The sequence below is a fragment of the Edaphobacter sp. FHG110511_03 genome (assembly GCF_059115365.1).
Window position 1 is genome coordinate 602,056 of record NZ_JBZYWL010000002.1, and the last position, 12,805, is coordinate 614,860.

Here is a 12,805-nt window from a genome sequence, read left to right on the forward strand (position 1 = left end):
AGCGACCACAGCAACGGCCTTCTCAAGTTCTCGTCCAGGAAGATAGCTCGATCTATTTCGTCTCAGCATTCTTCGTAAAAACAGCATGGGCGTGTCCATGCCGTCCATCTCGATCTCAGGAAGACCGCAGCGCTTCGCCAAAAGACTCTGCAGCATTCCCTCTTGAATGGAGACTAATTTAGTCCTATATAGACGTCAAGCGAAATTTCGACCTTTTTGTTGACCATCTACCTCTGAAAGATGCGATCAGGGCTGTTGTGGCAGCTGTGAGGAATCCCATCCACCGCCTAGCGATTTGACCAGCAGAACACTCGCTTCCAAACGCCGTCGGGTAATGTCGATATCGTTGCGTTCATTTTGCAGAAGCGCCGTCTGCGAGATGATCACCTGCAAATAGGTATCGACTCCGCCCTCATAGCGAGTATTGAAGAGATCAAGGGACTCCCGCGCCGATGCGGTAGCCGCCTGCTGTTGGGTCGCCTCTGTCTCCAGACCGTGCAGCGCATTCAGATTGTCTTCAACCTGCTGGAATGCGGTGAGTGTGGTCTGCCTGTAAGAGGCAATCGTCGAATCGTAATCAGCACGAGTAATATCCGTGGTGGCCCGTCGACGGCCGTGATCGAAGATCGTCTGAGAAAGCGTTGGGCCCACCGCAAAAAAACGGCTTGGCCAGGTAAACCAGTTCACCGCCGACGTTCCAGTAAAGCCGGCTACCGCCGAGAGCGACAGTGTCGGATAAAACGCGGCCTGCGCGATACCGATCTGCTCATTGGCCGCAGCCATACGACGCTCCTCCGAGGCGATATCGGGGCGGCGCTCGAGCAGCTGCGATGGAAGCATTCCAGGAATCTCTGGGAGCGCAGGACCGGCAACCGTGACCGGATTGCGCGGAAGCGTCAGCTGCGCCGGAGGCTTACCAATCAACATAGCAATCGCATGCTCATAGTCTGCTCTGAAGATGTCGACATCGGTAGCCTGCACTTGGGCGGTCTGAAGCTGTGTCCTGGCCTGGGTGACGTCGGAGAGCGGTGCAGCTCCGCCGTTATATCGGTCTTCCGTAAGCTGAAGCGCATCGCGGAAGGCGTTCACCGTATCGTCAAGCAGCTTTCTCTGGGCATCCGCGGAACGCAGATTGAAATAGTCGATAGCCAGCTCAGCATGAAGGGAAAGCCGTGTAGTCTCTAGATCTGCGGCCGACGCCTGCGCCTGTTCGCGTGACTGAGTGATACTGCGCCGAATGCGCCCCCAGAGATCAATCTCGTAATTCAAATCGATGGGCAGCGTGAAGTTCCCGGTGCCATTGTTGGCAACCGCTTTGTTGAAATAGGGTTGATTGGTTGAACTTCGCACTGCGCCAATGCTTGGGTTAGCTCCAATCGTCGGAGCTAGATCGGCGCGAAAGAAACGAACCGCTGCGCGGGCGGCACGAAAGTTCGCTTCCGCTTCCTTCAACGTCTGGTTGGCCGGATCGATCTGAGCTTCAAGCGTGTTGAGTTCCGGATCGTTGAATAAGGTCCACCACTCGCCCTTCAGCTGCGTATCGCCGGGCTGAGCCATCTTCCATCCATCCGAAGCCTTGAAGTTGCTGGGAAGTGCTTCCTTGAACTCTGGAGCAAGCGGGGCTGCTGGCCGTACATATTGCGGACCGACACGGCAGCCTGCCAGAGCCAAAGCGAATAACGCCGCCAGCGCTATAAACGCCGATTGCAGAGTACGCTTCATGACCGCCCCTTCGCTCCGCGATTCACGCGGACCGGCATGCCGCTGGTAATCGAATCCGAAGGATCGACAATCACCTCGTCCGAAGAAGTAAGGCCTGAGGTGACCTCAACAGTACCTCCATAATCGTGTCCGATCGTCACCGGTACAAGCTGAACGCGGTCGTCACGGACTACTCCGACGCGAAGGCCTTCAGCCCGGAACAAAAGCGTATTCGATGGAACCGTAACCGTGTTGGCTCCCCCAGGCACACGGAAATGAACAAAGATGTAAGCGCCGGGCAACAGTCTATTATCTCGGTTGTCGACATCAACCTCGACGTTCAAGGTTCGCGTCGCATTATCGATAGCCTTTGCATTTCGAACGATCGTGCCCGGAATCTTCACCCCGGGATTCGAGTCTTGCGTCAGATCGGCCTTATCGCCGTTGTGAATTGAATCCGCATACACCTCAGGTACCGCTGCGTATACGCGAAGCTTGCCCGTCGCTGCCAGATGAAACAGCTCTCGGGGATTTGTCGACCCAGACCCGGCATTGATCAGATCCCCGATATCCGTATTGCGCGCCGTAATCACGCCGTCAAACGGCGCAATGATCTTCTCGTAGCTCTGTAACTGCTCCAGACGGCGAACGTTCGCCTTGCTCGCGTCGACAGCGGCTTGCGCAGCAATATAGTTGCTGCGGGTCTGGTCCGCCTCCTGCTGCGAGACTGCATGTTTGGCCAGCAGGCTTTCCCAGCGATTGCTCGTCACCCCCGCCAGCTCCATGTTGGCCTGAATGCGCTCTAGCTCCGCGCGCGATTGCTGAAGCTGCTGATCGATCTCGGGGGTTTCAATCTCCGCAAGCAATTGCCCTTTGCGAACATGCGATCCGATATCGAAGTACCACTTCTTCAAGTAACCGTTCGTGCGGGAATAGATCGGCGTCTCCGTAAATGCCTGCACATTACCGGGGAGAACCAGACTCTGCGCCTCCGATCCCATCTGCGGCCTAATGATATTCACGGTTGGAATTGCAGCTTCGTCCGTCGCACGGGTAAGCTCCTTCTCGTGGGAACTTCGTACATGAACCCCGTAGAAGATCGCGGCGATAAGCGCAACCGCAAAAAGAATCCCTATCGTCCGCCCGCTTCCCGGTCCTTCGACCGGAGAATTCGAGTGTTCTTCCTTATGCGCAGGAACCACATCGGCCTGCGCAGGCTCCGCTACTTCCTGTGTGCTGGGCATCACGTTCTCCAGATTGCCATTCGTATTCATGCGTGCTCCTCGACGAGGCGCTTACGTTCGCGACTGAGCTTGCGCTTCTCGCTTCCATGGATCAGAGCAAAAACGCAGGGAACAAAGACGAGCGTCGCAACCGTCGCGCATAGCAGCCCGCCAATCACGGCGCGGCCAAGCGGAGCATTCTGCTCGCCGCCATCTCCCATCCCCAGAGCCATCGGGATCATGCCGATAATCATCGCCAGAGCCGTCATGATGACCGGGCGGAAGCGCGTTGTTCCAGCTTCGATTGCAGCCTTGATCGCATCGCTATGCTCTTCCAGACGAATCTTTGCAAAGGAGATGACAAGAATGCTGTTCGCCGTCGCGACTCCCATGCACATGATGGCTCCCATCAAAGCAGGGACGCTCAGTGTCGTCCCTGTCAGGAACAGGAAGAGCACGATACCCGCAAGAGCGGCCGGCAACGCCGTGATGATGATGAAGGGATCGGTCCAGCTCTGAAAATTGACGACAATCAACATATAGACCAAAACAATGGAGAAAAACAGCCCCCCGATCAGGCCGATGTAGGAGCTCCGCATCGTGTCCACCTGGCCTTTCAACGTCATAAAGGTGCCACGGGGAAGGTTCTTCCTGTTCCTCTCCAGGACCTTCTGAACGTCACGGCTCACCGCTCCAAGATCTCTTCCTTCCACGTTGCCGTAGATATCCACCACACGCCGGATGTTGTAGTGATTGACCACCGCCATCTCATGCCCGCGCTGTACGTTGGCAAGGTCACTCAAAATCTCAGGAGTCGCCGAAGCCCCCGTCGGCGCTCCTGCCGTCGTTCGATTGATAGGAATGTTATTCAGGTCCTGAATCGAAGACATCTTGTATTGCGGCGTCTGCGCAACAATGTTGTAGTTCACATGGTTCTTCCAGTTGAGGAAGAACATCGGCGTTACCTGAAAACTTCCACTTAAGGTATTGAGTACGCTGGTCGCGACATCGCGCTCGCTAAAGCCACCCTGTGCAGCCTTGGTGCGATCGACTGCGAGCTGCAGCGTCGGATAATCGAAGGGCTGTTGTATGCGAATATCAATAAGACCAGGAACAGTGCGCAGCTCAGCGAGAATCTTGTCCGCCTGCTCCTTGCTGGCATCCACATCGTTGCCTTCCAACTGAATGTCGATCGGCGCCGGAAGACCGAAGTTCAGAATCTGCGTCGTAATATCGGCCGGCAGCATGTAGAAGGTAGCGCTGGGAAACTTGCGCGGAAGCTCACGGCGCAGTTTCTGCACATAGGCTGCGGTGGAATGATGGTCCTCTTTGAGGGTCACCAGGATGTCGCCATCGTTGGCACCCATGGTTCCGCTCGTAAGGTGCTGGATGTTCATCGGGCTATAAGGAAGCCCGATGTTGTCGAGGATATTGTCGATCTCCGACGACGGAATCTGGTTGCGGATCTCCCCTTCCACTAGATCGAACAGTCGTGCCGTCTCTTCAATGCGAAGCCCGGTCGCGCCGCGAACGTGAAGAATAAACTGGCCGCTGTCGGTATCCGGAAAGAAGTCCTCGCCCAGGAACGGCACCAGGATAAAGGCCGCGAGACAGATCAGAAGGAACGACGGAACGAAGACACGTCGTGCTGTAACTACTCTTTCAAGAATCCCGTGATATCCGCCACGGATACGCTCGAAACCGCGTTCAAACGCACGCTGGAATCGCGAAAAAAATCCCTTACCCGGTAAGGCATGCCCGTGCTCCCTTAGCAGATACATCGCCAGCGTAGGGACGAGCGTTCTACTCAGGACATAGCTGGCAAGCATTGCGAAGACCACTGCTTCCGCCAAAGGGACAAACAGATAGCGCGCCACGCCCCCGAGGAAGAACATCGGCAGGAACACGATGCAGATGCAAAGCGTTGAGACCAGCGCCGGAACGGAGATCTGGGCGGCACCTTCAAGGATGGCCTCTCGCAAGGGGAAGCCTTCTTCCAGAAAACGCTCGATATTTTCAATCGTCACCGTGGCATCGTCCACGAGAATGCCGACCGCAAGCGCCAGTCCGCCCAGTGTCATCGTATTAATCGTCTCGCCCATCAAGCTGAGAACGATCACCGAGGTAAGGATCGAGAGCGGAATAGATACCGCGATAATCAGCGTGGAACGCCAACTGCCCAGGAACACCAGGATCATGATGGCGGTAAGTGCGGCAGCAATCACCGCCTCACGGATCACGCCTTCGACAGCGCCGCGTACGAAGACGCTCTGGTCTGAGAGGGGCGTCATCCTCAGTTCAGGCGGCACGGTACTCGCGACCTTCGGAAGAAGGCCCCGAATTCCTTTCACCACGTCAAGGGTGGAAGCGTTACCGTTCTTCATAATCGAGACCAGCACGCTGCGATGGCCATCCTGACGCACCACGTTGGTCTGCACCTGAAATCCGTCGCTGACGGTTGCAACATCCCGCAGGTAGATCGTCGTTCCGTTCACCTGCTTCAATGGGATGTTCGACAGCTCCTCAACCGTACGAGGAGTGCCATTGGTTCGAACGTCGTACTCCGACTGGCCGATCTTAATCGTCCCAGAGGGCATTACTACGTTCTGCTGCGCCACGGCATTCAACAGGTCGCCGGGAGCAACTCCCTTGGATTGCATTGCCGACTGATCCATAGCGATGCTGATCTGTCGCTGCTTGCCTCCATAAGGCAGAGGAATCACCGAACCCGGCACCGTCACCAGCTGGGTGCGGATGAAGTTCGTCGCGTAGTCGTTCAGATCCGACTCCGAAAGCCCCTTGCCCGAGATGCCTAGCTGCAGAATCGGCACGCTCGAAGCCGAGAAGTTAATGATCTCCGGCGGAAGAATGCCGGGAGGCAGTTGGCGCAGCAGATACTGCGATGCCGCCGTCACCTGGGCATTTGCCGTATCCAGCGAAGCACCGGGCTGAAGAAAGATCTTCACCACGGCTACGCCGTTGTACGTCGTCGATTCGATGTGCTGAATGTTATCGACCAGCGTCGTGAGAGCCTTCTCGTAAGGAGTGGTGAGCCGGCCCTCTACCTCTTCCGGGTTGAGGCCCGTATACTGCCAGCCCACCGAAACAACTGGAATATTGATGTCGGGAAAGATATCCGTCGGCGTGCGCAGGATGACGACCGGCGCGGCGATCAGGATCAGGATCGCAAGAACGATGAAGGTGTACGGCCGGTTCAGCGCTATTTTGACGATCCACATCGGTCTCCGACGCCTCGTTTCCGCAAAAGCGGCAAAATATTTCCAACATCTATATTGATTCCCCAGGCTGGCAATTGTCGCGCAGTTCTTTCCGGCGGCATCTATCGGAAAAACCGATATCATGGTTTCTATGGAGTTACGACACCTGCGTTATCTCGTTGCGGCCGCAGAACAAGGCAGCTTCAGCGGAGCCGCGCGGCGCCTCCACGTCGCGCAGTCGGCCATCAGCGAACAGCTCGCCGATCTCGAACAGGAGATCGGCGCTCAGCTCTTTACCCGCTCCTCCCGGCGAACAGGGCTAACTCCAGCGGGAGAGCTTTTTCTCAAAGAAGCGCGCCGCATCCTGGCGGACTCCGAGAATGCCATCGAGATTGCCCGGCGAGCTCAACGCGGAGAGATTGGAAATCTCAATATCGGCTTCTTCGCCGGCAGTGTAGGGGTTAACTTTCCCCGCCTCATCCGCTCCTTCCGCAAGCAACATCCTGGCATCCGTCTCTCCCTCATCGAATTGACCTCCACCCGGCAATGGCAGGCGCTGGTCGCTGGAGAGATCGACATCGGCTTCACTCGCCGGGTCGAACCCGAGTTCCGCACTGAGCTCCTATCGGAGCTCATCCATCAGGACCCCATTGTCGCAATCGTTCCCAAGGATCACCCCGTGGTTCCGGGCCCGGTTGATCTCCACGATCTCGCGAGCGAGCCCTTCGTGCTCCCTTCACGCGATACCTCGCCTGCGGTCTTCGACAAGGCCATTGAACTCTGTTCGGAGGCCGGCTTCTCACCCCGCATCTCCAGCATCTCAACCGTCTGGTCCAGCGTAGTCATGATGGTTCAGGCCGGCGAGGGCATCTCTTTGCTACCCCTCAATGAGCAGCAGTCCAGGACGCGCGATCTCGCCTTTTGCCCGCTCCTTGCAAAGAACGCCTTCGTCGAGTTCGTCATGGCCTGGTCACCGCAACACGACAGCGACCTGAACCGCAGCTTTCGCAAACTCGTAAAGACGCACTCCACCGGAAGTGGAATGCGTACCTAGCCCCGCACCTGACATGTCATTGGCCCGTTTGATAGCGGATGGCCGCCAGACTCTGCTGATAGTCATACCGCGCATTCGTATTGCCGATCTCGGCAGAGGTTTGCGCCAGCTCCGCCTGACTCAGTTCCACGATACTGCTCAGCCCCAACTTGTACCGAGTCTGCGCCAGCTCCAGCGCCTGGTTTGCCTGTGCGAGCAACCGGGCCGTTACACTCACCCTTTGATATGCCGACTGTGAGCTCAGCCAGGACACCCTGACATCGCGCGCTATCTTGTTTCGCAGATCCCGAACCTGCTCCTGCACTGCGCTCGCCCGATAGTCCGCCTCTTTGGCTCGAGCGCTGTAAAGACCTCCGTTGAAGACAGGTACGCTGACATTGACTCCTGCCGCCCCATACCAGGATGACGAAATGGAATCGGACCGCACCGGGGCTCCACCTGTAGCCCCCAAAGCGGAAATCGTAGGTCGCCATAGCTCATGCTCGGCCTTGCGATATCGCTCCGCAGCTTCAAACTGATCGTTCAACGCCGCTAGATCAGGCCGTGATCGCATCGCCATCGTAGTAAGCGCATCCACATTCTCCGCCGGAACCGAAAGTTCACCGGCGTTGTCCACCAAGACAAAGGCCTGTTGTCGCTCATACCCCATCACTGTACTCAGATCGGCAAACGCACCGTCCTGTGCGTTCTGTGCGTCCAGCAGCAACAACTGAGCCTGGTTCAGATTGACCTCGGCGAAGCTGCGATCCAGCGTCGACTTCAACTTGGCATCTGCCAGAGATCCCACCAGATTCGACGCATCCTGTCGGAACGCCACCGTTTTCTTGGCGACACTCACGACAGCCTGCGCTGCCAGTGCGCGATAAAACGCCTCGTCTACTGCAAGTTTGATATCAGCCTCAGTGGCCACCTCGGCAGATTGCTGCGCCTTCTCTTTCAATCCCGCACTCGCCACTAGGTTCTGTGTTCGCCCGAAATCCGTAATCAACTGAGTAACCGAAACGCCACCTGCAGCTCGCGTGTAGAGTGCAGGACTATTCAGCAGTCCCGCCGTCATGCGGCCACCATCGTGTGCTTGCACTGCAGTCAGATTTCCCGTTACCGTTGGAAGCTCGACAGACTTTACCTCCCGCCTCACCTGTCCCTCGGCCAGCGCCAGCAGCCGCGCCATCGAGATCTGCGGGTGATTCTTGAGAGCCATCGCCTCAGCATCTGTTACCGTCAGGTTGCTCGGAGGAGCCGCCGTAGCAGCTCCCTGAGCCCTTACTGACGCCGCCATCGTTCCCATAACAACCGATACCGCCAATATCCTCCTAAACCTGTGCATGGGAACCCTCCTGGCCAGCCGCGACTGCATTGCCGCTTTCCTTCTTCTCCTCCTCTTTGCGATGCACCAGCAGATACGCCGCTGGAACCACAAAGATCGTCATAGCAACCGAGACCGTCAATCCGCCAATGATCGCCCTCGCCAGCGGAGCGTACTGCTCACTTCCCGTCTCGAGTGCCAGCGCCATAGGAATCATGCCCAGAATCGTCGCCAGAGAAGTCATCATCACAGGACGCAGACGAATGCGGCACGCCGTGGCGATCGCTTCATCGATCGGCATCCCCTTGCCTCGCAGAGAACGCGCAAACTCGACAATCAAAATCGAGTTCGACACCACGATGCCCGTCATCATAATCACGCCCATCAGCGACATCACATTGAGCGTCGTGTGCGTCACCAGAAGAAACAGAATCACTCCCGTCAATCCCGGCGGAACCGCAAGCAGGATAATGAGCGGATCGACAAACGACGCGAACTGCGCCATCAGAATCAAGTAGACCAGCACGATCGAAAGCACCAGCCCCAGGCCGAAGCTCTTGAACGACTGCTGCATTCCATCCACCGATCCCCGAAGCGTCACCCGCAGATCCTCGGGAATATGTGTCTGCGCAAGGATCTTCTCCACCCGGCTCGCCATCCCCCCCAGGTCTTCTCCAGCAGGCGACACATACACATCGATCACGCGTCGCAGCTGATAGTGATCCACCTCCGTCGGCGTCTTGATGCTCTTCACCGTCGCCGCCTCCGAAAGCGTCGTCACATCCTTGCCGTCCTTCGAACGCAGAGGAATCTGGTTGAAGTCCGTCATCGTCTTCACCTGCGTATCCTTGTACTGCACCGTCAGCAGATAGTTATTTCCCGACTTTGGATCCACCCAATAACTCGGCGCGATCATCCCATTCGAGCTCAACGCCGTGATCACGTTATCGACCACGTCCGTCGCGTTCAGACCCATCTTGCTAGCCATCTCGCGATTCACATTCAGCTCGATCCCCGGATAATCCAGGTCCTGCGGAATCAGCACATCACCCACGCCCTTGGCGGCGCGAATCTTCAGCGCCAGCTCGTTGGCCGTGTTCAACGCCTCCTTCATATTGTTTCCACCCACCTGAATATCAATCGGCGCCGGTAGGCCAAGATTCACTACTGCATCCACCAGGCCGCCGGTCTGAAAGTACGTCGAAAGCTCAGGCAGATCGTCGCGCAGCTTCTCGCGCACACGCCTCATATATTCGAAGCTGCTAAGCGAATGCTCTTCCTTCAGACTCACCTGAACGAACGCCGTGCTCTGTGCCGAGTTGCTCGTATAGATCGCTGAAAAGTCCGGTGTCAGCCCGATGTTCGAGACGATCATCCCCAGATCCTTCTCCGGAACCACATCGCGAACGTCCTTCTCAACGCGTGCAATATATTGGTCCGTCCGCTCCAGCCGCGTTCCCGTCGGAGCCTTCACGTTGATCACGAACTGTCCCGGATCGGTCCTCGGAAAGAACGACAGCCCCAGAAACGAAGCCATCACCAGGCTGAACGCGAAGATGCCTGCGCCTCCCGCAAGTACCAGCCACGGTCTTTTCAAAGCCCTCTTCACCCAGATGTCGTAGCGCAGCAGAGCGAGGTCGTAACGGCGATTGAACCATCGCACGAACCGCTGAAAGAAGCTCCCTCCTTCATGATGCGCAGCCTCGTTATGCGCATTTTTGATGAACGTCGCGCAATACAGGGGCACCACTGTTCTTGCGAAGATGTAGGACGCAAACATCGACAGCACGACCGTCAGCGCCAGCGCCACAAACAGGAATCGGCTGACGCCGTAAAGAAACACTACGGGGAAGAACACGATCGCCGTCGTACACGTCGCCGCAAGAATAGGCAACGCAACTTCTTCACCGCCATCCTCGGCAGCCTTCGCAGCCTCCTTGCCCATCTCCATGTGGCGGAAGATATTTTCCAGCACCACCACCGAGTCGTCGATTAACCGCGAGAACGCTAGCGCCAGTCCTCCCAGCACCATCGTATTGATCGTGCCGCCCATCATGTTCAGCACCAGAAACGCAGCTAGCGCCGACAACGGAATCGACAGCATCACCGCCATCGTCGCTCGCCCGTTACCCAGAAAGATCAGGATCATCAAGCCCGTCAGCACCAGCCCGATCATTCCCTCGCTTCCAAGATTCTTCAGCGCCGTCTTCACAAACACCGACTGATCGAAGACCACCTGCGCCTTCAGGCTCTTTGGAACATCCAACAGCCGTCCAATTGCAACGCGAATTCCATTCACGATCGCAATCGTGTTTCCACCTCCTCCTTGCTTTAAAATCGGCAGATAGACCGAGTGCTGCCCATCCACGCGCACAATATTCGTCTGGATCGCCGCCGCATCTTTCGCCTCACCCACATCCGAGATCAGCAACTGTCCGTTGCCTACACTCTTTAGCGGCGTGCGATTGATCTCCTCCATCGTCGGCATCTCTGCGTTGGTGTAAATGTTGTAGTCCTTCGGCCCAATCCTCACGTCGCCGGAAGGCAGAATCGCGTTCGCCTGATTCACCGACCGCACCACATCCATCAGGCTCAGCTGGTGCGCCTCCAGCTTCAGCGGATCCACGTACACCTGAATCTGCCGATACTTCCCGCCAAACGGCTGCGGCACCGACGCTCCCGGCACATTCGCAATCTGGTTTCTCACTGAGAACTGTCCCAGATCGTGCAGCTGCGTCTCGTTCAGCCCCTCGCCCTTCAACGTAATCAGGCACACCGGCAGACTCGACGCATCGAACTTCAACACCACCGGCGGCAGCGTTCCCTGCGGCAGACGCCGCAGCTGCGCCATCGCCAGGTTCGAGATCGTACTCACCGCCGCATCCGCATTCGTTCCCGGCTGAAAGTACACCTTGATCAGGCTCACACCCGTCAGCGAGCGCGACTCAATATGATCGATCCCGCTGCCCAGAGTGAAAAATCTCTCAAACGGATTCGTAATGCCTGCCTCAATCTGTTCAGGAGGCATACCGTTATAAAACGTCGCCACCACCACGACCGGAATGTTGATCTCGGGAAACAGATCCACTGGCATGCGCATTACCGTCACCGACCCCACAACGGCGACAATCAGACAAAGCATAATGATGAAGAACGGATAGCGAATCGCAAATCCTGACATCGCTACTCCTCCTTCCCGGCTACGACAGCCATCACGCTCGGCTGCGCATCCACATGCTGGCCCGGCGTAAACGAGCTAAGGTTTCCCACCACCACATGCTCGCCCTCACGCACTCCATCCAGAATCTGCACCGTCTCTGGAGTCTCCAGTCCTACTCGTACTGCGCGTCGCTCCACCTCGCCGCTTCCATTCACCACCAGCACCGAAGCCCCGCTCGTCTCGCGATCCACCGCATCCACTGGAACAGTCAACGCATGCGAGCTACCCGCAATCCCCAGCGTCACATCCGCATACATCCCCGGCGTCAGGCTGCTCTTCGCATTCGGAACATCCACCTCAACCTGCAGACTGCGCGTCTCGCGATCCAGCGCTCCCGTCGTCCGCACGACCTTGCCCGTGAAGTGATCTCCCGTCGCCTGCACACGAACATCCGCCGCATCGCCGTCGCGCACATATCCCGCCAGCGACTCCGGCACCGGAATCCGCAGGCGCAGAATCTTCACCTCCGCCACCTTCACCACCGGCATCGATCCTGCATTCGACGTTCCCGCCTGGATCAGCGCGCCGGTATCCGCGTACCGCCACGTCACGATCCCATCGAACGGCGCGGTAATCCGCGAGTAATCCGCCAGCGACGAATAGTGCAGCTGCTCGGACTTCGCGATATCCATCTCCTGCTCCTGCGCTGCAACAGTGGACTTCGCAACCTGCACCTGCGCTTCGGAGGCACTATCCTTGGCTTCGGCATCGTCCAACTCCTGTTGCGCAATCATCCCTGGCCTCGCAGCGGCTGCTTGCTTCAACCGCTCCGCTGCCATGTGCAGCGAGTTGTGATCTGCCTCGGCTCGTGCCACCTGGCTCTTCGCCAGCAGGATCTCCTCCTGGCTGCGCCGTACCCCGGCCTCCGCTCCTGTCACCTGCGCCGTCAGCTCAGGCACTTCAAGCGTCGCCAGCACCTGACCCGTCCGAACCTTGTCGCCGATGTCCACGTTGATCCGTCGAATAAATCCGGCTACCTTGGCATGCAGCTCAACCTCCTGGAAGGGGATAAACTCTCCCGCAACCGTAAGATTCTTTGCTACCGGCCCTCTCTTCACCATCGCAACCGCCGCACGCGATACC

7 protein-coding genes are annotated in these 12,805 nt (G+C 57.4%); 1 reads left to right on the forward strand and 6 read right to left on the reverse strand.

Features of this window, described 5'->3' with window-relative positions; genetic code table 11:
* Window positions 1-246 precede the first annotated feature (246 nt).
* Genes AC5S26_RS11855 through AC5S26_RS11865 form a run of 3 tightly spaced genes read right to left on the reverse strand, consistent with a single transcriptional unit; the run spans window position 247 to window position 6,163 of the window.
* Window positions 247-1,722, reverse strand: a complete 1,476-nt coding sequence (locus AC5S26_RS11855; RefSeq protein WP_494185100.1) for an efflux transporter outer membrane subunit — start codon at window positions 1,720-1,722, stop codon at window positions 247-249.
* Window positions 1,719-2,975 carry an efflux RND transporter periplasmic adaptor subunit gene (locus AC5S26_RS11860; protein WP_494185101.1) on the reverse strand — a complete coding sequence of 419 codons (1,257 nt, stop codon included), beginning with the start codon at window positions 2,973-2,975 and terminating at the stop codon, window positions 1,719-1,721. The genes AC5S26_RS11855 and AC5S26_RS11860 overlap by 4 nt, the downstream gene beginning before the upstream one ends.
* Window positions 2,972-6,163, reverse strand: a complete 3,192-nt coding sequence (locus AC5S26_RS11865; protein WP_494185102.1) for an efflux RND transporter permease subunit — start codon at window positions 6,161-6,163, stop codon at window positions 2,972-2,974. The genes AC5S26_RS11860 and AC5S26_RS11865 overlap by 4 nt, the downstream gene beginning before the upstream one ends.
* 121 nt (window positions 6,164-6,284) lie before the next feature.
* On the opposite strand from AC5S26_RS11865, the gene AC5S26_RS11870 reads away from it, so the two are divergent.
* Entirely contained in the window at window positions 6,285-7,196 is a 912-nt protein-coding gene (locus AC5S26_RS11870) for a LysR family transcriptional regulator (protein ID WP_494185103.1), read from the forward strand.
* A gap of 16 nt (window positions 7,197-7,212) precedes the next feature.
* Here AC5S26_RS11870 and AC5S26_RS11875 read toward each other — a convergent pair whose 3' ends face one another.
* Genes AC5S26_RS11875 through AC5S26_RS11885 form a run of 3 tightly spaced genes read right to left on the reverse strand, consistent with a single transcriptional unit; the run spans window position 7,213 to window position 12,783 of the window.
* On the reverse strand, window positions 7,213-8,502 hold the full coding sequence (locus AC5S26_RS11875; protein WP_494185104.1) for a TolC family protein: 1,290 nt from the start codon (window positions 8,500-8,502) through the stop codon (window positions 7,213-7,215).
* Window positions 8,503-8,509: 7 nt separating this feature from the next.
* Entirely contained in the window at window positions 8,510-11,683 is a 3,174-nt protein-coding gene (locus AC5S26_RS11880; RefSeq protein ID WP_494185105.1) for an efflux RND transporter permease subunit, read from the reverse strand.
* A 2-nt stretch (window positions 11,684-11,685) separates the two neighbouring features.
* Entirely contained in the window at window positions 11,686-12,783 is a 1,098-nt protein-coding gene (locus AC5S26_RS11885; protein ID WP_494185106.1) for an efflux RND transporter periplasmic adaptor subunit, read from the reverse strand.
* Window positions 12,784-12,805 lie beyond the last annotated feature (22 nt).

Bases quoted from the DNA above. Each gene is read 5' to 3' on its own strand.
- AC5S26_RS11855 (WP_494185100.1), bottom strand. From the start codon at position 1,722: ATGAAGCGTACTCTGCAATCGGCGTTTATAGCGCTGGCGGCGTTATTC.
- AC5S26_RS11880 (WP_494185105.1), bottom strand. From the start codon at position 11,683: ATGTCAGGATTTGCGATTCGCTATCCGTTCTTCATCATTATGCTTTGT.
- AC5S26_RS11885 (WP_494185106.1), bottom strand. From the start codon at position 12,783: ATGGTGAAGAGAGGGCCGGTAGCAAAGAATCTTACGGTTGCGGGAGAG.
- AC5S26_RS11860 (WP_494185101.1), bottom strand. From the start codon at position 2,975: ATGAATACGAATGGCAATCTGGAGAACGTGATGCCCAGCACACAGGAA.
- AC5S26_RS11865 (WP_494185102.1), bottom strand. From the start codon at position 6,163: ATGTGGATCGTCAAAATAGCGCTGAACCGGCCGTACACCTTCATCGTT.
- AC5S26_RS11870 (WP_494185103.1), top strand. From the start codon at position 6,285: ATGGTTTCTATGGAGTTACGACACCTGCGTTATCTCGTTGCGGCCGCA.